At 67.8% G+C, this 25,426-nt stretch carries 8 protein-coding genes; 6 read left to right on the top strand and 2 right to left on the bottom strand.

What is annotated here, in order from left to right:
• Positions 1-149 precede the first annotated feature (149 nt).
• Together ACO6VK_RS08510 and ACO6VK_RS08505 are read left to right on the top strand one after the other, a co-directional pair.
• The gene (locus ACO6VK_RS08510; RefSeq protein WP_422506451.1) at positions 150-1,934 is read left to right on the top strand and encodes an autotransporter assembly complex protein TamA; all 1,785 of its coding nucleotides are present in this window, start codon (positions 150-152) and stop codon (positions 1,932-1,934) included.
• Positions 1,931-5,776: a translocation/assembly module TamB domain-containing protein gene (locus tag ACO6VK_RS08505; protein WP_422506450.1), complete on the top strand. Its 3,846-nt coding sequence runs from the start codon at positions 1,931-1,933 to the stop codon at positions 5,774-5,776. Before ACO6VK_RS08510 ends, ACO6VK_RS08505 begins: the two co-directional genes overlap by 4 nt.
• A gap of 148 nt (positions 5,777-5,924) precedes the next feature.
• Here ACO6VK_RS08505 and ACO6VK_RS08500 read toward each other — a convergent pair whose 3' ends face one another.
• Both ACO6VK_RS08500 and ACO6VK_RS08495 read right to left on the bottom strand, forming a co-directional pair.
• Positions 5,925-7,454 (bottom strand): hypothetical protein, encoded by a 1,530-nt coding sequence (locus ACO6VK_RS08500; RefSeq protein ID WP_422506449.1) that lies wholly within the window; start codon positions 7,452-7,454, stop codon positions 5,925-5,927.
• Positions 7,451-9,139, bottom strand: a complete 1,689-nt coding sequence (locus ACO6VK_RS08495) for an Hsp70 family protein (protein ID WP_422506448.1) — start codon at positions 9,137-9,139, stop codon at positions 7,451-7,453. The genes ACO6VK_RS08500 and ACO6VK_RS08495 overlap by 4 nt, the downstream gene beginning before the upstream one ends.
• Before the next feature lie 124 nt (positions 9,140-9,263).
• On the opposite strand from ACO6VK_RS08495, the gene ACO6VK_RS08490 reads away from it, so the two are divergent.
• The 4 genes from ACO6VK_RS08490 to ACO6VK_RS08475 all read left to right on the top strand — a co-directional run bounded on the left by ACO6VK_RS08490 (position 9,264) and on the right by ACO6VK_RS08475 (position 25,418).
• The gene (locus ACO6VK_RS08490) at positions 9,264-11,411 is read left to right on the top strand and encodes a S46 family peptidase (protein ID WP_422506447.1); all 2,148 of its coding nucleotides are present in this window, start codon (positions 9,264-9,266) and stop codon (positions 11,409-11,411) included.
• 125 nt (positions 11,412-11,536) lie between these two features.
• Positions 11,537-12,286, top strand: a complete 750-nt coding sequence (locus ACO6VK_RS08485; protein WP_422506446.1) for a response regulator transcription factor — start codon at positions 11,537-11,539, stop codon at positions 12,284-12,286.
• A 227-nt stretch (positions 12,287-12,513) separates the two neighbouring features.
• Complete coding sequence (locus ACO6VK_RS08480) at positions 12,514-22,065, top strand: SdrD B-like domain-containing protein (RefSeq protein ID WP_422506445.1); 9,552 nt, start codon at positions 12,514-12,516, stop codon at positions 22,063-22,065.
• Positions 22,062-25,418, top strand: coding sequence for a hypothetical protein (locus ACO6VK_RS08475; protein WP_422506444.1), 3,357 nt, complete (start codon positions 22,062-22,064; stop codon positions 25,416-25,418). The genes ACO6VK_RS08480 and ACO6VK_RS08475 overlap by 4 nt, the downstream gene beginning before the upstream one ends.
• Positions 25,419-25,426: the final 8 nt, after the last annotated feature.

Genomic DNA, 25,426 nt, shown 5'->3' with positions numbered 1-25,426 from the left:
TGGACGCTTCTGTCCGATGACGTGCCGGCATCCATCCAGGCGCGCATGACAATGGCCACCTTCTGCGCGACTTTAACGGGTCCTTCACCGTCGTTCTGAAACACCCCCGTCGATTTCGCATGCTCGCGATGGCCCGTTATGCTGTCCACATGCAGCCAACGAAATTCGCTCTGCCACTGATGTTCCTGACGCTGGCCACCGCCTCGGTGGCACACGCGCGCGGGACCATCGAGAAAGTGGACATCAAGGGACTGGACAAGGGCGACGACGCCGAGATGATCGAGAACATCGAGGTCTCGCTGTCCCTGTACGACACCATCGGCAAGGCCCAGGGCGAGTCGCGCCTGGAGTACCTGCTGTCCCAGGCCGAGCGCCAGACCCGCGAAGCGCTCGAGCCGTTCGGCTACTACAACCCGGTGATCAAGGTCGACAGCCCGCGCGAGGGCGAAACCCTGCGGGTGGTGATCCACGTGGACAAGGGCCCGCCGACCCTGGTGCGGCGCGAGCACATCGACATCACCGGCCCGGCGCAGTACGACCAGTACCTGCAGGAAGACCTGGAGAAGTTCAAGCCGCGCAAGGGCCAGCGTTTCGAGCACACCACCTACGAAGCCAGCAAGATCGTCGTGACCCGGCGCCTGGCCGAGCGCGGGTATTTCGATGCCGACTACACCCAGCGCCAGGTGCAGATCACCCGCGCCGAGAACGCCGCCGACATCGACCTGACTTGGGACAGCGGCCGCCGCTACAACATGGGCGACATCCGCTTCCACCAGGACTACTTCGTCGACAAGCTGTTCGACCCGCTGGTGTACTGGGACAAGGGCAGCTACTTCCACGAAGGCAAGCTGGACCGGCTGCGCGAGTCGCTGACCAAGCTGGATTACTTCAGCGTGATCGACATCCAGCCGCGCCCGGACCAGGCCGACGAGAACGGTGATGTGCCGGTGGACGTCAACCTGACCCGCGCCAAGCGCACCATCTACACCGCCGGCCTGAGCTACGGCAGCGAGAGCGGCGCCGGTGTGCGCGGCGGCGTGGAGCGGCGTTTTCTCAACAGCCGCGGCCACAAGATGAACACCCAGCTGGACTATGCGCAGAAGCGCAAGAGCCTGCTGACCAGCTACCGCATTCCCGCGTTCAACTGGCTCGATGGCTGGTATGCCTTCACCGCCAGCGCCTACGACGAGCAGACCGACTACATCGACCTGCGCAACTTCAAGCTGAGCGCCAGCCGCAGCGGCGAGATCAACGAAAACTGGACCGCGATCGCCTCGATCAACGCGCTGCGCGAGCGCTGGCGCTACGCCTCGGGCACCGAATTCACCGATGCGGTCTACAACACCTCCACCCTGGTGTACCCGCAGCTGGTGGCCGACTACGTCAATGTGGACGACGAACTGTTCCCGCGCCGTGGCATCAGCGGCAGCGCGACCCTGCGCGGCGGCATCGAAGGCGCCGGCTCGGACACCAGTTTCGTGCAGGCCAATGTTCTGCTGCGCTGGTACGTGCCGATCGGCGACAGCGACCGCCTGATCCTGCGCGGTGAAGGTGGCACCACCTGGACCAGTGACCTGGTGGCCATGCCGCCGAGCCTGCGCTTCTTCGCCGGTGGCGACCGCAGCATCCGCGGTTACGCCTTCCGTGAAGTGGGCCCGCGCACGCCGGCCCCGGACAAGTACGCGCTGGGCGCGAAGAACCTGGTGATCGGCTCGGCCGAGTACGAGCATTACTTCAAGGGCGGGCCGTGGGGCGCGGCGGTGTTCGTCGACACCGGCAGCGCGTTCGACAACACCATCGACCTGCATACCGGCGTGGGCTTCGGCGTGCGCTGGAAATCGCCGGTGGGGCCGGTGCGCGTGGACATCGCGCACGGCCTGAACAACCCGGATTCGCAGTTCCAGCTGTACCTGAACATCGGAGCGGACCTGTGAGCACGCCGACGCCTCCCGCACCCGCCACGCCGCCGACACCGCGCGTGCGTTTCTACCGCAGGCGCCGGTTCTGGGCCTGGTCCGGGTTCACCGTGCTGGGCCTGGTGCTGCTGGCCCTGCTGCTGCTGTACTGGCTGCTGCAGACCGTGGCCGGCCGCGACGTGCTGCTGGCCCAGGTGAAGGCGCGGCTGCCGGTGGGGGCCTCGCTGACCTGGAGCAGGGTCGAAGGCCCGGTCGCCGGGCCGCTGGTGCTGCACGACCTGGTGTTCCGCTACGACGACATCCATTTCACCGCCGAGCGCGCCTACCTGGACCCAGACATCCGGCCGCTGCTGGGGCGCAAGCTGCAGCTGGACGCGCTGCAGATCAAGAACGCCACGCTGAACCTGGCCAAGAGCGACGAGCCGTTCGAGCTGCCGTCATGGCCGGGCTCGCTGCCGCAGATCGAGATGCCGCTGGCGATGCAGGCCGACACGATCATCATCGACGGGTTCCGCATCACGCAGGCGCAGCAGCCGGTGATCGATATCGCCAAGGTGCGCGGCGGGATCGAGATCGCCAACGGCGAATTCCGCGCCACGCAGCTGAAGGTGGACAGCGACCTGGGCGATTTCCGGGTTGACGGCCACTACCTGCCGCGCAGCGACTACGACACCGACATCACCATCGGCGCGCTGATGCCGGCGCCGCGCGGGCGCACGCCTGCGCGCCTGGGGCTGGTGGCACGGGGCGACCTGGGGCATATGGAAGTGGCCATCGCCGGCAACGCGCCGGCACCGTTGCAGGCCAGCCTGGTGTTCGACGGCCGCACCGACCCGGTGTGGAAGGCCAGCGCACGCAGCCGCGAACTGGACCTGGCGCTGCTGGTGCCGGGCATGGACGCCAGCGCCAGTACGCCGATGGCGCTGGACCTGCAGGCCGACGGCAAGGGCGGGCAGGCCAACCTGCGCGGCACCTTCAAGCAGGGCGACATCGCGCTGGAGCTGGCCCCGTCCAAGGTCGGCCTGGCCGATCAGGTGCTGACCGTGGCACCGCTGCAGCTGAAGGGCTTCGGTGGCCAGGCACGGCTGGAAGGCACCGCCGACTTCACCGACAAGGAGAACGCCAGCCTGCGCTTCTCCATCGTCGCCAACGACCTGACCTTCGTGCCGGCGGCCGACCCTTCCGCACCGGATGCGGCGGCACCGGTGCCGGTGACGTTGACCGAGGCGCGGATGGGACTGGCCGGCACGCTGAAGGCATGGGCGGCAGTGGGCAAGGCGTCGGTGGAACGCGAGAAACAGAACGCCGACCTGCAGTTCGACGTACGCGGCAACGACCAGGTCGCGTTGATCAAACAGCTGCAGGCCAGCACCCCGGGCGGTTCGCTGGATGTCACCGGCCGCGTGGCCTGGGCACCGCAGCTGGACTGGGATGCCGCAGTGAAGCTGGCCGATTTCGACCCCGGGTGTTTCGTGCCCGGGTGGGACGGCCGCCTGTCCGGTGCGCTGGCGTCCAAGGGGCGCCAGCTGCCGCCGCCGGCCAACAGCCCGGCCGGCACCGCCGGCAGCTACGAAGCCACCGTGGACGTGCCGGGCATCAAGGGCACGCTGCGCAAGCGCGCGCTGGATGCCAGGGGGCAGTTCGCGCTGCGCGGCACACAGGGCGAAGGCAATGTGGCGCTGGCGCTGGGCAACAGCCGCCTCACCGCCAAGGGCTCGGTCGGTGACCGCCTGGATATCGACGCGCAGCTGGAACCGGTGCAGCTCGACGACCTGCTGCCGGGCAGCAGCGGCAGCCTGCGCGGCCATGTGCTGGTGAAGGGGCCGCGCACCGCGCCGGACATCAGTGCCGACCTGGTCGGCAGCGGGCTGCGCTGGGACGACTGGAGCGCCGAGGCGGTCAGCATCAAGGGGCGCCTGCCGTGGCAGGGCGACAGCGGCACGTTGGCGGTGCAGGGCAGCAAGGTGCAGGTCGGCATGCTGCTGGACACGCTGAACGTGGATGCGCGTGGCAGTCTCTCCAACCTGCGTGTGGACGCACAGACCCGCAACGAACTGGGCGCGGTGGCGCTGCAGGGCGGGGTACGCCAGCAGGGCCAGACCTGGCGCGGCGATCTGTCCTCGCTGCGCATCGCACCGGTCAAGGGTGACGCCTGGAACCTGCGTGGCCCCTCCACCTTCAGCGTGCAGGGCAGTGCGTTCACCCTCAGCGACACCTGCCTGGGCGCGGCCACCGGCGGCGCCCTGTGCGCCAGCGCCAACTGGCCGCGCGAAGGCCTGCAGGTGCGCGGCGATGCGCTGCCGCTGGCGCTGGTGCAGCCGTGGCTGCCGCCGCAGTCGGGACGCCGCATCTACCTGCGCGGCGAACTGACCCTGGATGCCAGCATCCGGCCGCGCGGCAACGCCTGGGAAGGCGCGGTCAAGGTCGCATCGCTTGAAGGTGGCATCCGCCTGGGCGACAACGCCCGTGGCGAGCTGGTGCGCTACGACCAGTTCTCGGTGAACGTGGAGATGACGCCTGCGCAGATCAACGCCAAGCTGGGTGTCGGCTTCCAGGGCAACGGCTTCGTCGATGCCAAGGTGCAGACCGGCTGGGATGCCGGCGCGCCGCTCAACGGTGAGCTGTACCTCAACATGTCGCGGCTGTACTGGCTGGAGCTGTTCTCGCCGGACATCGTGCGCCCCACCGGCCTGATCGAAGGCCACGTCAGCCTGCGCGGGACGCGCGGTACGCCGTCGCTGGGCGGCGAGGCCACCCTGAGCAACTTCAACGGCGAGTTCCCCGCGCTGGGCCTGACCTTCGCCGAGGGCAAGGGCAGCTTCACCGCGCAGCCGGACGGCTCGGCCAAGATCGCCGCGCAGGCCAACTCGGGCAAGGGCACTCTGTACGTGGACGGTGGGCTGTCGTGGTTCGGCGATGCACAGCCGCTGCAGCTGCACATCCACGGCGAGAACGTGCTGCTGGCCAACACCCCCGAACTGCGCGTGGTGGCCAACCCGAACCTCGACTTCACCCTGGCCGGCACCGCCATGCAGCTGCGCGGCAGCGTGCATGTGCCCGAGGCCGACCTGGATCTGGAACGCCTGGATCGCGGCACCTCGGTGTCGGAGGACGTGGTGGTGCTGGACCCGGTCGATCCGGAGGAAACGCCGACCTCGCCGCTGGACATGGACCTGACCGTGAGCCTGGGCGACAAGGTCAAGATGAGCGGGTTCGGGCTGAAGGGCGCGCTCGGCGGCAAGATGCAGGTGTGGTCGCGGCCGGGCCGCGAGATGACCGCCAACGGCGGGCTGGAAGTGAGCGGCCGGTACAAGGCCTACGGGCAGGATCTGACCATCACCCGCGGCAACTTGAACTGGAACTACAACGCGGTCTCCGACCCGCGCATCAACATCCGCGCCGAGCGCCGGGTGGGCGATGTCACCGCCGGCATCGATGTCACCGGGCGGGCGCAGTCGCCGCGCGTGGACGTGTGGTCCGAGCCGGCGATGTCGCAGTCCGAAGCGCTGGCCTACCTGGTGCTGGGCCGCAGCCTCACCGGTGCCAGCAGCGACCAGGCGCAGCAGGTCAACGCGGCCTCGGCCGCCCTGTCGGCCGGCAGCGGCCTGCTGGCCTCGCAGCTGGGGGCCAAGCTCGGCCTGGACGACGCCGGCGTGAGCCAGTCGCGCGCGCTGGGCGGTTCGGTGATCGGCGTGGGCAAGTACATTTCGCCCAAGCTGTATGTCGGCTATGGCGTGTCGCTGGTCGGCAGTGGTTCGGTGCTGACCCTGAAATACCTGCTGCGCCGCGGCTTCGATGTGGAAGTGGAATCGAGCACGGTGGAAAACCGCGGGTCGTTGAACTGGCGCCGGGAAAAATAGGGTTTCTCTCCGAACCGGGTGGATGACCGCGCGCTTGGCAGCAGTCGAGAGATGCCAAGCGCGCCAGCTCCCCACATTGCGCGACAGGGCAGAGCTATGCCCGTACAGAAGGGCATTCGGCCACGAGTTGGATCTATCCGTTGCCGGCCTACGCAGCTCTGATTGATTCCACTGTTTTGTGCACCATTGCGACCACGATAAGCCAAAACACAATCGTCGCCATTGCGGCGATCTCGCCAATAATCATGATCAGTGCAAGCCCCTTGAGTCCTGGCACAAGGATCAGCAGCCGCCAGCGACTGAGCCGATGACGCTCACTTGCGTGCAGCCATAGGCACTTTGCCGTCAACAACAGGGTCAGCCCTGCGATGACGGTACCAGCGATGCGGGCATCGCCGAGGTAAATGATCAGCACCGAAATCAACGCCAACGCCGGTGGGATGCACAGCCGCCAGGGGTTCTGAAAGCTCATTGCATTCAACCAACGTGACAGTGCGACCAGTGAGACCCATGCCAGCCAGGCCAGCATCAGGCCTACGCTGAAACGGCCGATCCGACCGGGGTTGGTGGAGACCAGCTGCATGCAGGCGAACGACACCATCCAGGCCAGGCCCCAACGCAGCGCACTGATCTGCAGCCAGGCCATGGAGATGCGTCGGTGGTCGCCGGCGTCGTACCAGAACTTGGCCGTTTGCTGGTGAATTTGCGGTAGCGTGGTACAGGCAGGATTGAAGTCGAAGGCGTTGAGCAGCCGGCGCATCCGCTGTGCTGCCAGCGGCCAGATTCCGGCCAGCAACCGTTTCCCAACGGACATGCCTTGCTGCAATCGTGTCATACGTTGCAGCTCCTGCTCGGCATCGTCAATGCCGCAGCTGGCCAGATGCGAACGCAGCTGTTCAGGCCTATCCGTCTGCAATGCCCACACAACCTGCATCCGGCGCTGTCGGCGCAGCAGGTCCTCAGGGTCGACGGAAGTGCTGATGTCGTCCCACTGGAAGAAGTCGATCAACACTTGGCTGTTTTCACTGCAGATGGGCTCATCCTGTTCCATCACGTGCATATGCAACTGGTCCGAAAGTGCGGCCTTCAGTGCCAGCGACCAGTGCATCTGCGCGCTGCTGAGCCATTGTGCAAGCTCTGAGGGGGATAGATGCCGGGCCTGAGCCAGAATCTGTTCGAGTGAGCATGCGTCATCATCCACCACAGCATCGCGAGCAGATTCTGGAAGAGCGGGGGGGCGCTGGGGCGCGGCATCGGCAGCGCGCGATGAAGGCTCCGCAGGTGGAACCGTTGAGTGGGTGTCGGGGCGATCGAAGGCAGCTGCGTCATACGTCGCCTGCAGTGTCCCTACCGAGCGTATCGGATCAAGGCTGTCATGCCACTCTGCATCGACTGCAGGGCGCGCATCCGGCCAATTCTCCAGATCGTTGGTGGACCATGTTGTGTGTTTCTCCAGTACCTCCAACACTGCCAATTCAGCAGATTCGCATTCCTCCGCGCTGTCCCGCTGGGCTTCCCGCCACAGGTCAAGTGCAGCGCGGTAGGCCTCGTGCAGTTGCTGGAACCCGGCCGGGTCCGTATCAGGCCGTGTCACCCGAAGCTTTGCTGCATAGGCGTGTTTGATCGCCCGCTCATCGGCATCGAAAGGAAGGCCAAGCCATTCCAGCGGCCAGCTCACCGCAGCGATTCCAACTCATCCAGAGTGAGGTCCAGGCGTGATCGGTGCTCCTCAACCCGTTGCCGATCCTGGCTGTCAATGCTGTCGCGGAATCCTGCGAGGCAATCCTGCAGGCGGGAGCGCAGGTCAAGCCGCTCCTCATAGAGCCGCTCCATCCGCGCTACCAGAGCAAGGTTCTGCTGTTCCTCGCGGGGGTGGATCTTCAGGCTGGCGAGGGCGGCAACTCTTTCGGCAATCCGCGCATCATCCATCCGCACCTGGCCCTGCTGCAGCACCAGCTCGTGGCACTTTCCAGAGGAGTTCTCAATGACCTCAACATGCAAAAGTCCATCCACGTCATAGGTAAAACGCACCTTGACGGAAGGAGCATCAGTACTCTTGCGAGGGCTCAATGGCACGCGAACTTCGCCGAGTTTGATGTTGTTGGCGACCATGGGGCTCTCCCCCTGGAACACATCGATGACCACCGCATCCTGTGTCTCAGATGTCGCGCAGAAATGGTCTTCACGGCTGACTGGCACCACGCTATTGCGCGGAATTATTGGATGGAAGAAGCCGGGGACATGCTCGCCATCCGCGTTCGACCGAACGATCTGAGTGCCAAGTGTGTACGGGCAGACGTCGGTCAAGACGACCTCTTCCAGGCTTTGATCACGTGCCTTGAGACCTGCGGCGATGGTGGCGCCCAGCGCGATTGCGTGGTCGGGGTGCACGTGCCGCAGCGGCAGCCGGCCAAACATGCGTGTGACCATGCGGCTGATCATCGGCATGCGCACTGCACCGCCCACCAGGATGATCTCGTCAAGCTGCTCAGGCTTGAGCTTCGCATCGCGCATGGCCCGCTCGACCGGTGCACGCATTCGCTGCAGTAGCGGCTCGCAAAGGAGAGAAAACGCTGATTCGTCGATTGCCCAACGATGCTCGTTCCCATTCAGATGGATCTGCATGCTGGCCCGTCCACCGCTGCTAAGTTCCCGCTTCAGTGCCTCCAGCTGCCGGCCAAGCCGGGCCAATTCCTGGGAAGACAACAGGGTCCGATCAATGCCCTGATGGTCGTGGAAGGCCTGCTCAAGTATCTGCAGGAAATCTTCGCCGCCGAGGAAATTGTCGCCTGCACTGGCGTGAACCTCCACTATGCCTTCGAACAGCTCCAGCAGCGATACATCGAACGTTCCGCCGCCCAGATCCAACACCATGACTTTGCTATCGCCGTCGCGACGCTGCAGCCCATAGGCCAGCGCGGCGGCAGTGGGTTCATTGATCAGTCGCTCGACACGGATGCCGGCCAGCATGCCGGCAGTGCGGGTAGCCTTTCGCTGCGCGTCGGAGAAGTAGGCTGGCACGCTGATGACAGCTTCGCGTACCGATTGCCCCAAAGCGGCCTCGGCATCAGCCAGCAACGAGCGCAGGACCAATGCCGACAATTCTTCCGGGCGATACAGGCCATCGCCCAAGCGGGTCTCTCGATCGGTGCCCATCCAGCGTTTGAAGGTGGCGACGGTCTGGCCGGGATGGCTGACCAGGCGGTCCCTTGCCGGTTGCCCGACCAGAGCCTGTTTCTCATCCATGCTGACGACTGAAGGGGTGAGAAAGTCCCCGTGCGGGTTCGGGAACAGTCGTGGACCTTCGGCGGAGTGAACACCAATCAGCGAGTGGGTGGTACCTAGGTCGATGCCGACAATCATGGCTTGAACGTGTTTTTGAGAGATTCCGATTCTAGGAGCGGCTAGGCCCCTGACCAATGGCGGTTGCCTTGCATGGTCCTGAAGGCTATGTTTCCCGGTTGTTCTGACGTTTTTGGGTGCTCCCATGTCGTGTCGCAAAGCCCTTCCTGCCGCGCTGGCCCTCGGCCTGACCCTTGCCGCCGGCGCCCATGCCGATGAAGGCATGTGGATGCCGACCCAGCTGCCGGAGCTGGCCAAACCGCTGAAGGCGGCCGGCTTCAAGGGCAATCCGGCCGACCTGGCCAACGTCACCGCGCCGCCGTTGAGCGCGGTGGTGCGTGCCGGTGGCGGGACCGGTTCGTTCGTGTCCGGTGATGGTCTGCTGCTCACCAACCACCATGTCGCGATGGGCGTGATCCAGTACAACAGCTCGCCCGAGCACAACCTGATCAACGACGGCTTCATCGCCAAGGGACGCAGCGACGAGCGCCCGGCCAACCCGGACTTCCGCGTACTGGTCACCACCGGCTTCGACAAGGTCACCGACGAGGTGCTGCGCGAGGCGCGCGGCAAGACCGGCCGGGCCTACTTCGATGCCGTGGACCGCGCCACCAAGCGCCTGGTGGCCGAGTGCGAGCAGGCCGGCAACGTGCGCTGCAGCGTGGCCGACATGTACTACGGCACCGACTTCTACCGCATCCGCCAGCTCGAACTGAGCGATGTGCGCCTGGTTTACGCGCCGCCGCGCGCGATCGGCAACTACGGCGATGAGATCGACAACTTCATGTGGCCGCGCCACACCGGCGACTTCACCCTGCTGCGCGCGTACGTGGGCAAGGACGGCAAGCCGGCGCCGTACAGCGTGGACAACGTGCCGTACCAGCCGCCGGCGCACCTGAAAATGGCCATCGACGGGCCGAAGACCGGCGACTACGCGATGCTGGCCGGCTATCCCGGCATCACCTACCGCCACCGCACGGCGGCCGAGTTCGCCAGCCAGATCGACGCGGTGCTGCCGCGCCGCGTGGCGGTGTACCAGCAGATGATCGACACCATCGAGGCGGCCAGCGCGCAGGATGCGCAGGCGCGCACCCGCTACGCCTCGCAGCTGCAGTCGTTGAAGAACAACCGCAAGCGTGCGGCCGGCGAACTCGAAGGCCTGCTGCGCAGCGACGCCAAGGCGCAGCGTGCGGCCGACGAGACGGCGATGCTGGCCGCCACCGATGCAACCTACCGCACCGACATCGATGCCCTGCTGGGCTCGCTGTCGCAGGGCGCTTCGTTCGGCGAGCGCGATCTGCTGCTGGACCTGGTGGCCAGCCAGAGCCAGCTGCTGCGCTCGGCGCTGATGCTCGAACGCCTGCGCGTTGAATCGGCCAAGCCCGATGCCGAGCGCGAGAGCGGCTACCAGCAGCGCGACCTGGCGATGATCGAAGGCGTGCTCAAGCAGGTTCAGCGGCGCTACGACCCGGCCGTGGAGAAGGCCCTGCTGACCGCGCTGCTGAGCCGCTACCAGCAGCTGCCGGACGCGCAGCGCGTGCCCGAGTTCGACGCCGCCTTCGGGCGCACCCCGGCGGCGCTGGCCAAGGCGCTGGACGGCCTGTATGCCGGCACCCGGCTTGGCAATGAAGCCGAGCGCCTGTCGCGCCTGGCCGCGGCCAAGGACGGCAAGGCGCTGGCGCGTGACCCGCTGATCGACCTGGCCGGCCCGCTGGTGGCGGCCCAGCTGCGTCTGGACGACCAGAGCAAGACCCGCGCGGGTGAGCAGCTGCGCCTGCGCCCGGCCTACATGCAGGCGTTGTTCGCGTGGCGTGCCAAGCAGGGCCGCGCGGTGTACCCGGATGCCAACCGCACCCTGCGCATCAGCTACGGCAAGGTCGAGGCGCTGTCGCCGCGCGATGCGGTGCATTTCGACCCGGTGACCACCGTGGCCGGCATCGTGGAGAAGAACACCAACGCCTATCCGTTCGATGCGCCCAAGCCGCTGCTGGACGCGATCGCCAAGGGCGATTTCGGCAGCACCGCCGACCCGGTCCTGAAGACCCAGACGGTCAACTTCCTGACCAACCTGGATACCACCGGCGGCAACTCCGGCTCGCCGGTGCTCAATGCCCGCGGCGAACTGATCGGCCTGAACTTCGACAGCAACTGGGAATCGGTCAGCGCCAGCTGGTGGTTCGACCCGCGCTACAAGCGTGCCGTGCACGTGGACATGCGCTATCTGCGCTGGCTGCTGGCCAAGGTCTATCCGGCACCCGAGCTGCTGAAGGAAATGGACGTGCCGGCGGAATGAGGCACCGTGCCGGTCACGATCCTGCATCGTGACCGGCATCGCGTCGGTCGCTACCTTGGTCGCATTTGGCGCGTTTCCGGACGGCAGCTAGACTGCAGGCCGGTAAAGGGGAGGCAGGCGGTCACGTGACGGCAGACCAGGACAACCGCGGCAGCGCACTGCTGCCGGCGGCGCAGAAGGAACTGGACGGGTTGACCGTCTGGGTGGTCGAGGACGACCCGGAACTGCTCGACCTGATGCTCGATGACCTGCAGTGGCGCGGTGCCGCGGTCCGTGGACTGGGCAGTGCCGAGGCGCTCTATCGCGCGCTGCTGCACGACCGCTGCGACATCGTGGTGCTCGATGTGGGCCTGCCCGGCGAGGACGGCTATGCGGTCGCCAGCCATCTGCGCGAGGCCGGCGATATCGGCATCGTGATGCTGACCGGCCGTGGCAGTGCGCACGACATGGCGCATGGCCTGACCCAGGGGGCCGATGTCTACCTGGTCAAACCACTGGATCTGGACGTGCTGGCCGCCGGGCTGCTCAGCCTGCGTCGCCGCCTGTCCGCAGCGCGCCCTGCGATGCAGCACGTCACGGACGCGCAGCGGGCCTGGCAGCTGTCTTCCGATGGCTGGACGCTGCAGTCACCGGCCCGGCAGACCCTCGCGTTGACCGCGATGGAGCGTGGCACGCTGCAGCTGTTGTTCGAGGCCGCCGGTGAACCGGTCACGCGTGATCGCCTGATCGAACGCATCACCGATACCCCCTGGGATTTCGATCCGCACCGGCTCGACGTGCTCGTGCACCGGTTGCGCGCGCGCGTGCGTACCGCCACCGGGCTGGAACTGCCGATCCGCGCCCTGCGTGGGCAGGGCTATCTGCTGACCGCCTGAGCGCAGGCACCCCTGTGTGTGAGGCAGTGTGAGCCAGCGTGAGCGGGCGGCACTGACTTGCCGATGTTGCGACAGCACAATGCGCCCCGCTTGAGTGTGCCCATGACGACAGTCGCGCATGGTCAAGCCGCAGTACGTCATGGGAGCGTCGTGCCAGCCTGCGGTCATCACCGCTTCCGGCCGGGTTCCCTCTGAAAGCAGCAGAGACCGGAACAGGGGAACAACGCATGTCCAGCCATAGCGATCGCGCAGCCATCTGCGCGGCGGTGACGCCGTTCGAGCGCGCAGCCACATCAGCCCGCATGGGCCGCTGGCGCGCCGCCCTGGCCACCCTGATGCTGGCCCTGCCGCTGTCTGCCTGGGCGATCGACCTGCAGGTCACCGATTTCTCCGATACCGGCTACGACCCGGTACCGGCCGGCACCACCGTGATCTACAACGTCAAGGTCGAGAACGGCGCCAACGACAGCGCCGCCGGCAGCGTGACGCTGATCGATCTGCCGGTCGGCACGGCGCTGGGCAGCCCGGCCCCGGCCGGCTGCAGCGCATCGCCCGGCAGTGCCGGCACCACCCGTGTGGTGTGCACCAACCCGACCCTGAGCGCCTCCGGTGCGCCGTACCAGTTCAAGCTGCCGGTCACCACCGTGCAGACGCAGCCGGCAACGATCACCCTGCACGCGGCAATCGGTTTCGCCGCCGCGCTGCCACCGGCAACCACGCCGATCGTGGCGTTGCAGGCCAACGACCCGTTCTTTGGCAGCGACACCAACGTCGGCAACAACCGCTCCAACCAGACCACGACCATCCAGGCCGCGGCCGACCTGGAGCTGAGCAAGACCGCCAGCCCCGATCCGGTGATCGGTGGCGGCGAGGTGACCTATACCCTCACCGTCAGGAACAACGGCCCCAGCGTCACCACCGGTTTCCGGGTGGTGGACACGCTGCCGCCCAACGTGACCCTGGTCGGTGCCCCCAACGGGGCGGACTGGAGCTTCAGCGCGCAGAACGGCACCTACAACGGCACCCTGGCCGTGGGCGCGAGCGCAAGCTACCAGTTCCGCGGCAAGGTCAACGTCGGCACCGGCACCATCGTCAATGCCGCTGTGGTCAACGCCGGCTCCGTGCCTGATGCGGTGCCGGACAACAATGCAGCGCGGGTCAGCACTGCGGTCACCGCCGGTGCGGATCTGGCGATGTCCAAATCGGTGTCGCCGGCGCCGGCGGCAGCCGGTTCGGTGGTGACCTACACCCTGACCGCGCGCAATGACGGCCCCAGCGCCGCCACCGGCGTGGTGGTGACCGACCCGATGCCGGAAGGTTTCGTGATCACCGGCGGCGTGGCACCGGCTGGCTGGACCTGCACCAGCAATGCCGGAGCGAGCGTACGCACCTGCAGCCTGGCCGGCAGCTTCGCGCCGGGCGCGCAGGCGATCATCACCATCACCGCACAGGTGCCCTCCACCGGCACCAACAGCAGTGGTGTGGTCAGCAATACCGCGCAGATCAGCGCGACCACGCCGGACCCGGCGCCGGTCAACAACAGCGCCACCGTCGGCCTGACCGTCATTCCCGATGGCGCCGACCTGCGCATGAGCAAGGCCAAGGCGCCGCTGCTGGTGCCGGTGTGGAACGGCACGGGCGTCCGCAGCGACAGCATGATGACCTCCACGCTGGGCGTGCAGAACCTGGGGCCGCGCACCGTCACCGGCGACCTGCAGGTGGTGGACACGCTCGCCGTGGGCGAGCAGTGGGTGGATGCCAGCGGGCAGCCGATTCTTCCCGGCACCTCGGTGGTGATCGGGCGCTGGAGCTGCAGCGTCAATCGTGCGTGGGCCGTCGGCCAGGCGCAGACGGTGACCTGCACCCTGGTCACCGGCTATCCGGTGGCGGTCAACGCCAACGCCCCCGCACTGGCGCTGCAGACCCTGGCTCGCACTGCCGGGGCGCTGCGCAACGACGTCTGCACCGGCGGCAGCGGCGGTTCGGTCGAACCGGTGACCGCCGGCGGCATCAACCGCGATCCGAACGACACCAACGACTGTGCCGGTGGCGAGAGCCGTGCCACCGACGACCGCGCCGATCTGTCGATCACCAAGCAGACCAACGGACCGGGCGACGCCGACAACATCATCCGCAACAGCGATGACTCGGTGACCTACACGCTGCAGATCCGCAATGCCGGCGAAGCCACCACCGGCGTGGTGGTGAACGACCCCATTCCGGGCTTCGTCACCGGCGTGACCACGGTAACCGGCAACGCCAGCCCGGCGGGCTGGAACTGCCGCCTGAGTGGCAGCGCGTGGGTGTGCGATGCGGGGACCACCGTGCTGGGCCGCAACGAGACCGCGATCGTGCGCTTCACCGTCAACCGTGGCCTGTTCGACAGCCAGGGCCAGCCGGCCGGCGTCTGCGGCGGCCAGCCGCTGCTGCCGGGTCGCTTCTGCAACACGGCCGGTGTGCGCATCAACCCGGCCATCGTCGGCGCGCTCGGCGAGATCGACCAGAGCAACAACACCGCCTCGGACTGGGTCCAGATCGACGCGGTCGCCAACGTCGCCACCACCCGCAAGGACATCACCTCGGGCACGCCGGGCCGTGCCGGCGTCAACACCACCTATCGCATCACCTACCAGAACCGGGGCCCGTCGACGGCGCGTGGCGTGGTATTCGGCGACCTGTTCACGCTTCCTGCGAACGATGCCGGCTTCGTGCTGCTCTCGGCGCTGCGTACCGGTTCGGATGCGGCGAGCAAGACCTGTACGGTGACCACGCGCGACCCGTCGATCAGCTCCGCGCCGGCGCCCGGCGGCACCTCCTGGTTCAACACCGGCAGTGCACCGGCCACGCTGCGCCTGACCTGCACGCCGAAGGACATGCCCAACAACTCCACCGAAACGATGACGGTGGAGATCCGCCCGAACGTCAACAGTGGCAATACCGGCCGCCAGTTCACCAATACCGGCAGCTTCCACTTCGACCTTGATGGCGACGGCACGCCGGACCCGTCCAGCGGCACCGACGCCAACGGCCGGACCTACGACTACAACAACCGAACCGACGACGACAGCAAGGACGCCACCCTGCCGTTCGACGCCGGCCGCGTGGATCTGATCGTCAACAAGATCGACCAGAACTTCATCGGCGCGGTGGACCCGCTGGGCTTCGACTCGCGCGCCGGGATGGAGGTCAACAACTACATCTACTACCAGATCAGCGTGCGCAACGCGGGCCCGTCGCTGGCCACGCGCGCCATGATCGACGACACCATCACCCCGCCGCCGGGTGCCAGCGTGAGCCTGGTCGGCAGCCGTACCGGCAACGACGCCGGTCCGCAGGGCGCGTTGGAGCCGGTCGGTACGCGCTGCTCGGTGGCCGCTGGCAGCACCAATCCCAGCACCGGGCCGCAGACCATTTCCTGCACCCTGCCCAGCGCCGGTGTCACCACCACCGACGAAGGCGTCATCACCAACAACCAGACCAGCTACCTGTACCTGGTCTACCAGTACATGACCGCCCCGCCGGCCACCGGCGAAACGCTGAAGAACTCGGTCACCGCGCGCTCGGCCGAGGCCGAAAGCGATACGAGCAACAACACGGCCACGCAGGAAACCAGCATCCGGACGCGCTCGGACCTGTCCATCCGCAAGTCCAGCGTGGTGCTCGCCCCGAGTGCCGATCCCAGCCAGGCCCTGCCCGCCGCGGCGGGCACGGTCAGCCTGCACCAGCCGTTCTGGTTCGTGCTGGACGTGATCAACTACGGCCCCGGCCACAGCCTGTCGCGCGACCGCACCGGGACCAACCCGCTCAACGGCGACGGCGTGGTTGTCACCGATACCCTGCCGGACGGGCTTGAGGTGCTTGGCGGCGCGGCTGCCATCACCTGGCAGAAGCGCGGCGCCACCGCGGATCCGGGCGTGCAGACCACCGGCCTGGGCAACTGCCTGCTGGCAGGCCGTACCGTCACCTGCCGCATGGGCGATCTCGCGCTGGACGGGCAGGTGCGCGTGCTGATTCCGGCACGCTGGACCACGCTTCCGGCCAACGGCACCGGCATCAACAGTGCCAAGGCCACCAGTGACCAGCTCGATCCGGACCCGGGCAACAACGACGACACCACCACCCACACCGTGGTCCGGTCCTCGCTGGCCGGCGTGGTGTTCCAGGACCGTGACCGCGCCGGTGCCAACGGTGGCACGGTGCAGGGCGGCGAGCCGCTGATCTCCGGCGTGATCGTTCACCTCAGCGGTGAAGACGCCTACGGCAATACCGTTGCACTGGATGCCACCACCGACGCGCAGGGCGCCTATCGCTTCGAGAACCTGGCGCCGGCCGGTGCCCAGGGGTACACCCTGACCCAGACCCAGCCGCCGGCCTATGCCAACGGCCCGGTCGCCCCGCCGTCCAGCGGCCCGCTGGCGCCGTCGGCCGGTGGCGTGTTCGCGGCGGTGACACCGCCCGCCAGCGCAGACTCGGTCTACAGCGCGATCCCGCTGGGCGCGGGCGTGGATGCGGTGCGCTACAACTTCCCGGAAGTGCGGCGTCCCTCGCTGTCCGGCTTCGTCTACGTGGACAGCAACTACAGCAACGTGCGCGACGCCGGCGATGCACCGATCGCCAATGCCACCGTCGAACTGCTCGATGCCACCGGCACCGTCGTGGCTACCCGCACCACCGGCAATGACGGCAGCTACAGCTTCCTGGGGCTGGACCCGCAGATCTACACGCTGCGCGAAGTGCTGCCGGACGGCAGCTACCGCAACCGCCCGAGTGCGATCAATCCCGGCCTGATCGGCGGCGTGGCGTGCGCCAGCTGCACCGTGGCCACGGGCGTGGGCGGCGATGCCGCCAGCACCGACCGTATCGCCGGCATCGACCTGTCCAACGGCGACGACGGCACCGCGTTCAACTTCGGCGAAGACGCGGTCACCGCCATCTCCGGCCATGTCTACCTGGACCGCAACGGCAACGGCGACTTCGATGCCGGTGATGCCGGCGGCCGCGGCTCGCAGCCCAATGGCGGCCTGCAGGACGTGACCATCACCCTGACCGGCGCCGGCCCGGACGGTGTCTACGGCACCGCCGATGATCTGCCGCCGGTGAGTGTGCAGACCGATGCGCAGGGCCGTTACAGCTTCGACACCCTGGTGGTCGGCCAGCACTACCGCATCACCGAAACGCAGCCGCAGGGCTATGCCAACGCGACCGAGAACCCGGGCAACCGGATCGACATCACCGCGCTGCCGTTGACCGGCTCCACCGGCAATGACTTCGGCGAGAAGCTCGGCTCCCTGGCCGGTCTGGTCTACGAGGACTTCTCCAACGTGGCCGCCGGCAACAACAACGGCGTCCGCGACAGCGGCGAGAACCCGATTGCCAACGTGATCGTGACCCTCACCGGCACCGACGTGCTCGGCAATCCGGTCAGCCTGACCGCGACCACCGACGCCACGGGCGCCTACCGCTTCACCGATCTGCTGCCGGCCCAGGCCGGCACGGGCTACACGCTGACCGAAACCCAGCCGGCCGCCTACCTGGACGGCAAGCACACCGCCGGCACGGCCACCACGCCGGGCAGCACCGCCGTGCCCAATGTGATCTCCGGCATCGGTATCGACGCCGGCCAGGACGCCACCGGCTACCTGTTCGGCGAACTGGCCAATGCACCGATCAGTGGCACGGTGTACCTGGACCGCAACGACGACGGCCAGAACAACGCCGGCGATGTCGGCATCCCCGGCGTGCAGGTGGTGATCGTGGGCGCAGGCCCGGACGGTGTGTTCGGCACCGGCGACGACACCAGCGAAACCCTGCTGACCAACGCCGATGGCCATTACAGCTATCCCGGCGCCGTGGCCGGGCAGGACTACCGCATCACCGAGACCCAGCCGACCGGGCTGGACGAGGGTCGCCAGACCCCGGGCAACGTGATCAACATCGTCAACCTGCCGGTGGCCGGTTCAACCGGCAACGACTTCGGCGAGCGCGCCGGCAGTCTGTCCGGCACCGTCTACCTGGACCGCAACAACAACGGTGTGCAGGATGCCGGCGAACCGGGCCTGCCCAACGTGCAGGTGCAGCTGCCGGCCGGTACGGTGGATGCGCTGGGCCAGCCGCTCACCGCGATCACCACCGATGCCGACGGCCGCTATCGCTTCGCCGACCTGCTGGCGGGCACCTATACGGTGACCCAGCAGGCCGCGCAGCCGCTGTTCAACGGCACCGCCACGATCAACGGCATCACCCGCGCCGGCACCATCGACGGCACGCCGGTCGGCACCGCCACCCCGGTGGCGAGTGTGCCCAGTGCGATCAGCGCGATCGTGCTGCCGGTTGGCAAGGACTCGCTCGCCAACAACTTCGGTGAAGTGCTGGCCGTGTCCGTGTCGGGCACGGTGTTCTTCGACGCCGACAACAATGGCGCGCAGCAGGGCACCGCTGAAACCGGCATCGAGGGCGTGACCATCGAGCTGACCGGTACCGACGACACCGGCGCCAGCGTGCAGCGCAGCGTGCAGACCGACGCAGACGGCCGCTTCGCGTTCGCCGACCTGCGCCCGGGCATCTACACGCTGGTTGAACCGCAGCAGCCCACCGGCACCAGCAACGGCATCACCACCGCCGGCACCATCGATGGCGTCAGCAGCGGCACCGCCACGCCGGTGACCACCGTGCCCAGCCGCATCGGCACGATCGATCTGTCCGCGCCGGGCAGCGCCTCGGTGGACAACCTGTTCGGCGAGATTCCGCTCAACAGCGGGATCAGCGGCAAGGTCTGGATCGACCGCAACAACGATGGCGTGGTGGATCCGGGCGAAACCGGCCTGGCCAACGTCGTCATCACCCTGACCGGCACCGATCTGGTCGGTAATCCGATCAGCCGCGACACCGTGACCGATGCCGACGGCAACTACAGCTTCGGCGACCTGCCGCCGGGCACCTACACCGTGACCGAACCGGAGCAGCCGGCCGGCACCCGCGATGGCCGTACCGTGGCCGGCAGCACCGGTGGCACGGCCACCACGCCGGGCACGCCGCCGTCGAAGATCACCGGCCTGGTGCTGGGCGTGAACCAGCAGTCGACGCAGAACAACTTCGGCGAGATTCCGACCGGCAGCATCGCCGGCCGCGTCTACAACGACAGCAACGACAATGGTCTGGTCGATCCGGGCGAGGGTGGCATCGCCAACGTCACCGTGGTGCTGACCGGCACCGACGACCTGGGCCAGGCCGTCTCGATCACGCTCACCACCGATGCGGAAGGGCGTTACCGCTTCGACGGCCTGCGCCCGGGCACCTATACGGTGACCGAGCCGACCCAGCCGCCGCAGACGCTCAACGGCATCACCCGCCCCGGCACCGTGGGTGGCGTGGTCACCGGTGTGGCCAGCGGCCGCGAGACCGTGCCGTCCACCATCGGCCAGATCGTGCTGCCGCTCGGCGGTGATTCGCTGGACAACAACTTCGGCGAGATCGGCGATTCGCCGGACATGCTGGTCAGCAAGTCGGCGGCCAGCCCGCGCTTCACCGTCAACAACATCGCCGCGTACACCATCCAGGTGCGCAATGGCGGGCAGCAGCCGTCGCGTGGCGAGTATGTCGTGCACGACCGCCTGCCGGCCGGCCTGACCCTCGCCGCTGCGCCGACCGGTACCGGTTGGGTCTGCACTGGCGGGGTGGGCGACACGCGCTTCACCTGCCGCAGCCAGCAGGTGCTGGCCGCCGGTGCCACCTCGCCGGACACCATCGCGGTGCAGGCGCTGGTCGGTGCCGCCGCCGCTGACGCCGGCACCGTGCACAACGCCGTGCTGGTGGAAGGCGGTGGCGAAAACGAGTTCCGCGCGCCGACCCCGGCCGAGCGCACGGCGTTCGACGGCGACGTGACCCAGCTGCCCGCGTGCGTGGAGACGATCCAGTTCAATGCCTGTCGCGTGCCGAATGCGGTGCAGCTGGCCGCGTCGGTCGGCGGTACCGTGTGGTACGACATCGGCAGCGATGACCAGCTGCTCGACGGCGGCGACCAGCGCCTGCCGTCGTGGGCGGTCGAACTGGTCGATCCGACCAGCGGCCAGGTGGTGAAGACCACCACCACCGGTGCCGACGGCAGCTACCGCTTCGCCGATGTGGTGCCGGGCGTGACCTGGAACATCCGCTTCCGCGACCCGACCTCCAACATCCTGTGGCCGAACCCGGTCACCCGCGAATCCCTGTCCGGGGTTCTGGAAGCCTGCGACGCGCCGGCCGCCATCGCGCGCGCCGGGGTCAGTGCCTGCCGGGTCAACGAGAACGGCATCAGCCAGCTGGAAGTCGTGCTCCGTCCCGGCCAGCACCTGCCGCAGCAGAGCCTGCCGGTGGATCCGTCGGGCGTGGTCTACGACGCCACCACCCGCGACCCGGTCCCGGGTTCGATCGTGACCCTGAGCCCGGTGGGCCTGTGCACCGGTTACGACCCGCGCACCGCGGTGCTCAATGCCGGCAGCGGTGGCTACCGCCTGGAAGGCAGTGCGATCTCGATGACGGTGGGCAGCGAAGGCTTCTACCAGTTCGCGTTCGGTCCGGCCGCGCCGGCCCGCTGCGAATTCAAGCTCACGGTCACGCCGCCGGGCAGCTACCAGTTCGTGTCCACGTTGATCCCGCCGCAGGGGGGCTCGCTGTCGCCGGCCGGCGGCGCGGGTGCCAACCATGAGGTGCAGCCGAACCGTCTCGCCCCGACCGGTGCGGTTGGCATGCCGACCCAGTACTACCTGGGCCTGTTTGCCGGCTCGGATACCGCCGCGATCATCAACAACCACCTGCCGCTGGACACCGCGGTGGCAACGGGCCTGGCCATCAGCAAGAACGGTGACCGCCAGACCGCCGAGATCGGCGACACCGTGCAGTACACGATCACCATCCGCCAGACCGCAGGCAGCGCGCTGCGCACGGTCAACGTGATCGATCGTCTGCCGCGCGGCTTCACCTATATCGACGGCACCGCACGTGCCGATGGCCGCGCCGTGACCGATCCGTCCGGCAAGCCGGGCCCGCTGCTGGGCTTCGATGTCGGCCCGATCGCGGTCGGTGGGCAGATCGTGCTGACCTACCGCGTGCGGGTTGGCGTGGGTGCGCAGCAGGGCGATGGCATCAACCGTGCGCAGGCGTTCGGTTGTGCCTTCACCGGCGGCTGCATCGATACCGGCAGCATCACCCCGCTGCCCGGCGCGCTGCCGTCCAACCGCGCCGAATACCGCGTGCGGGTCACCGGTGGCGTGTTCACCGACCAGGCCTGCGTGCTCGGCAAGGTGTTCATGGACTGCAACAACAACCATGTGCAGGACCGCGAAGAGCTGGGCATCCCGGGCGTGCGCCTGTACTTCTCCGACGGCACCTGGGTGATCAGCGACTCGGAGGGCAAGTACAGCTACTGCGGCCTGCCGCCGCAGAGCCACACGCTGAAGGTGGATGCCAGCACGTTGCCGATCGGCGCGCGCCTGACCACCAGCAGCAACCGCAACCTGGGCGATGCCGACAGCCTGTTCCTGGACCTCAAGAACGGCGAGCTGCACCGCGCCGACTTCATCGAGGGCAGCTGTGCCAATCCGGTGCTGGAGCAGGTCAAGGCCCGCCGCACCCAGGGTGAAGTGCGTGCGCCGGAAACCGAAACCGGGCAGGCGCCGCTGCGCTTTGACAGCAAACCCGCGCGGGCGCCGCAACAGGCGACCGACTCGGCCAACCAGAGACCGATCGTGCATCCCAGAGCCAACCCGCCCGCTGCCGGCGCTTCGACGGAGGTGCAGCCATGAACCGCGCCCACCCGTTGTACCGCCTGCCGCGCCTGAGCCTGCTGGCCTGCGCCCTGGCTGCCGTGCCGGCGATGGCGCAGAGCGTCGGCAGCACCGGCCGCTTCACGCCGGTGCTCGGCGATGCCAGCACCCTGTACCCGCGCAGCCCGGCCAGCACCGATGCCGCACCGCGCGCGCTGGACAGCGCCGTGCCGGGCACGCTCGACCGGATTGTGGTCGAGCTGGACCGTGACGGTGTGCCTGCCGATGGCCAGAGCGCGGTGCACGTGCGCGTGCAGCTGCTCGACGCCGCCGGCCGTGCGCTGGCCGGTACCACCTACGCCACCATCGAGACCAGCGGTGGCCGCATCCGCCTGCCGGGGTCCCGTACCGATGAACTCGGGCCGGGCGCGCTGGACGCCGACAAGGTCACCCCCGGCATCCAGCTGCAGGTGGTCGACGGCGTGGCCGAGTTCGACCTGCTCGCGCCGCACGACCCGCAGGACGTGGTGCTGCGCATCACCGCCGGCAGCGAGACCGCGCAGGGCACCATCGGCTTCCTGCCGGAAATGCGCGAACTGCTGGCGACGGGCCTGATCGAGGGCGTGGTCAACTTCCGCCGGCGCAGCAATGCCGGTCTGATCTCCCCGGTGGAGCACCACGACGCGTTCGACCGCGACATCCGCCGCTGGGAGCGCCAGTTCAACAACGGCAAGGCCAATGCTGCCGCGCGCACCGCGTTCTTCGTCAAGGGACGCATCAAGGGCGAGTACCTGCTGACCGCCGCCTACGATTCGGACAAGGACACCCGCGGCCGCCTGCTGCGCGACATCCAGCCTGAAGAGTTCTATCCGGTCTACGGCGATTCGTCGCTGCGCGGCTTCGATGCGCGCTCGGCCGAGCGCCTGTACGTGCGCATCGACAACAAGCGCAGCTACCTGCTGTACGGCGATTTCCAGACCGGCGACACCCTGGCCACGGCCACCGGTATCGGCGGCAGTGGCGCGATTCCGCAGCGCAGTCTGGGCACCTACAACCGTACCGCCACCGGCCTGGGCTGGCACTTTGAAAGCGAGCGCGTGCGCAGCAATGTGTTTGCGATGCAGGATTCGCTGCGCCAGGTGATCGAGGAGTTCCGCAGCCAGGGCAGCGGGCCCTACGCACTGCGCAACAACGCCGTGCTGGAAGGCAGCGAACGCGTGGAAGTGATCGTGCGCGACCGCAACCAGCCCACGCGGATCACCTCGGTGCGCTCGCTGGCGCGGCTGGTCGACTACAGCTTCGAGCCGTTCTCCGGCCGCATCCTGCTCAACCAGTTCCTGCCGGCCTTCGACAGCGATCTCAACCCGGTCTCGCTGCGCATCACCTATGAGCTGGACCAGGGCACCGAGAAGTTCTGGGTGGTGGGCGCCGATGCGCAGGTCAAGCTGACCGATCAGCTTGAAGTCGGCGCGGCGGCGGTCGAGGACCGCAACCCCTATGCCGAATTCAAGATGGGCAGCGCCAACGCGAGCTACCGGTTCGGCGCCAACACCCTGCTGGTGGCCGAGTTCGCGCGCACCCGCAGCGAGGTCAACACCAACTCGATCAACCAGATCACCTCGCAGGGCCTGAAGGACATCAGCGGTGAGGTCGAAGGCGATGCCTGGCGCGTCGAATTCGCGCACCGTGCCGACAAGCTCGACGCACGCGTGTTCGCCGCCCGCACCGACCCGGCCTTCAACAATCCGGCGGCACCGCTGTATGGCGGCCGTGGCGAGTACAACGCGCGCGTGGCCTACCGGGTCGGGCCGCGGCTGGAACTGTATGTGGAAGGCCTGCGCAGCGAGGACCGCAATCCGGACGGCGGCAAGCGCGATGCCGGCGGTGCCGGCGTACGCATCGGTGCCACCGAGCGCCTGACTGTGGACCTGGGCGTGCGCAGCATCCGCGAGACCATCGGGGTGACCTCGCCGTGGTCGTCCGGTGTGCCTTTCGGCAATGCCGGCGGCCTGACCGGCGGCTTTGCGACCGGTTCCGGCGGTGGCGCGCTGGGGTACGGGCAGCAGGCACTGGATCCGCTGACCGGCCTGATGGTCATCAACGGCAGCAGCACCGGCAGCCCGATCACAAGCGACCTGCCGGTGGGCACCGAGCTGGAATCGGACAGTGCGCGGTTCGGCCTGGGCTACCGCCTCAACGACCGCCTCAGCGCGGGCGCGGAAGTGGAGCACAGCGTCAGCGGTGAAGACCGCCGGCGCCTGGCCGCCGGCCTGGACTACCAGGTGTTCGAACGCAGCCGGGTGTATGGCCGCTACGAGAAGCAGACCGGCCTGACCAGCGCCTACGGCATCACCACCACCGACCGCGAGGCCGATGCGCTGGTGTTCGGTATCGACAGCAGCTACCTGCGCGATACCCAGACCTTCAGCGAGTACCGCCTGCGCGATTCGATCAGCGGCCGCGATGTACAGGCCGCCTCGGGCATCCGCAACAACTGGGATATCCGCGAGGGCCTGCGCCTGGCCAGCTCGGCCGAGCACGTCAAGGTGATCGACGGCAGCACCGGTGACAGCACCGGTCTGGCGCTGGCCCTGGACTACAGCGCCAACCCGCTGTGGCGCGGCGCGATCCGGGCCGAACACCGCATCTCCGAGGACGTGCCCGATACGGACACCAACGAGGCCTTCAACACCACGCTGCTGCAGTTCATGCTGGCCCGCAAGCTCAGCCGCGACTGGACCCTGCTGGCCCGCAACTACCTGCTCAGCACCCGCTACGACGCCCGTGGCGATGTGCTGCAGGACCGCTTCCAGCTCGGCGTGGCCTACCGCGATACCGACCGCAACCGGATCAACGCGCTGGCCCGCTACGAATACAAGCTGGAGCGCGATGAAAGCGGCCTGAGCCTGTCCGACGGCAACACCGTCGATGGCACCAGCCAGGACGTGCGCACCCGTGCGCATATCGTCTCTGCCCACGCCGACTGGCACCCGTCGCGGCCCTGGTGGCTGACCGGGCGCGTGGCAGGCAAGTGGCAGCAGGATCAGTTCGCCTACACCGACAGCACGCGCGTCAACAGCCGCTTCCGGGCGGTGCTGCTGTCCGGCCGGGTGGTGTACGACATCACCGAGAACTGGGACATCGGCGTGCTTGCCTCCACCTTCCGTGGGCAGGCCGGCGCCAACCAGTACGCCTACGGCATGGAGGTCGGCCGCCTGCTGCGGCAGAACCTGTGGCTGTCGGCCGGCTACAACTGGACCGGCTTCGACGGCGACCGTGATCTCAACGGGTACGAGTACACCCAGCAGGGCGTGTTCCTGCGCCTGCGCTTCAAGTTTGATGAAGACCTTTTCCGGCCGGACCCCGTCCGCTACCGCGACCCGGCACGCTGAGGATGCCC

The sequence above is a fragment of the Stenotrophomonas sp. GZD-301 genome (assembly GCF_049310345.1).
Lineage (GTDB): Bacteria > Pseudomonadota > Gammaproteobacteria > Xanthomonadales > Xanthomonadaceae > Stenotrophomonas.
Note: the sequence above shows the minus strand (reverse complement) of the source record. Positions and strands in the feature narration are given on the sequence as shown.

Bases quoted from the DNA above. Each gene is read 5' to 3' on its own strand.
- ACO6VK_RS08510 (WP_422506451.1), top strand. From the start codon at position 150: ATGCAGCCAACGAAATTCGCTCTGCCACTGATGTTCCTGACGCTGGCC.
- ACO6VK_RS08495 (WP_422506448.1), bottom strand. From the start codon at position 9,139: ATGATTGTCGGCATCGACCTAGGTACCACCCACTCGCTGATTGGTGTT.
- ACO6VK_RS08490 (WP_422506447.1), top strand. From the start codon at position 9,264: ATGTCGTGTCGCAAAGCCCTTCCTGCCGCGCTGGCCCTCGGCCTGACC.
- ACO6VK_RS08480 (WP_422506445.1), top strand. From the start codon at position 12,514: ATGTCCAGCCATAGCGATCGCGCAGCCATCTGCGCGGCGGTGACGCCG.
- ACO6VK_RS08475 (WP_422506444.1), top strand. From the start codon at position 22,062: ATGAACCGCGCCCACCCGTTGTACCGCCTGCCGCGCCTGAGCCTGCTG.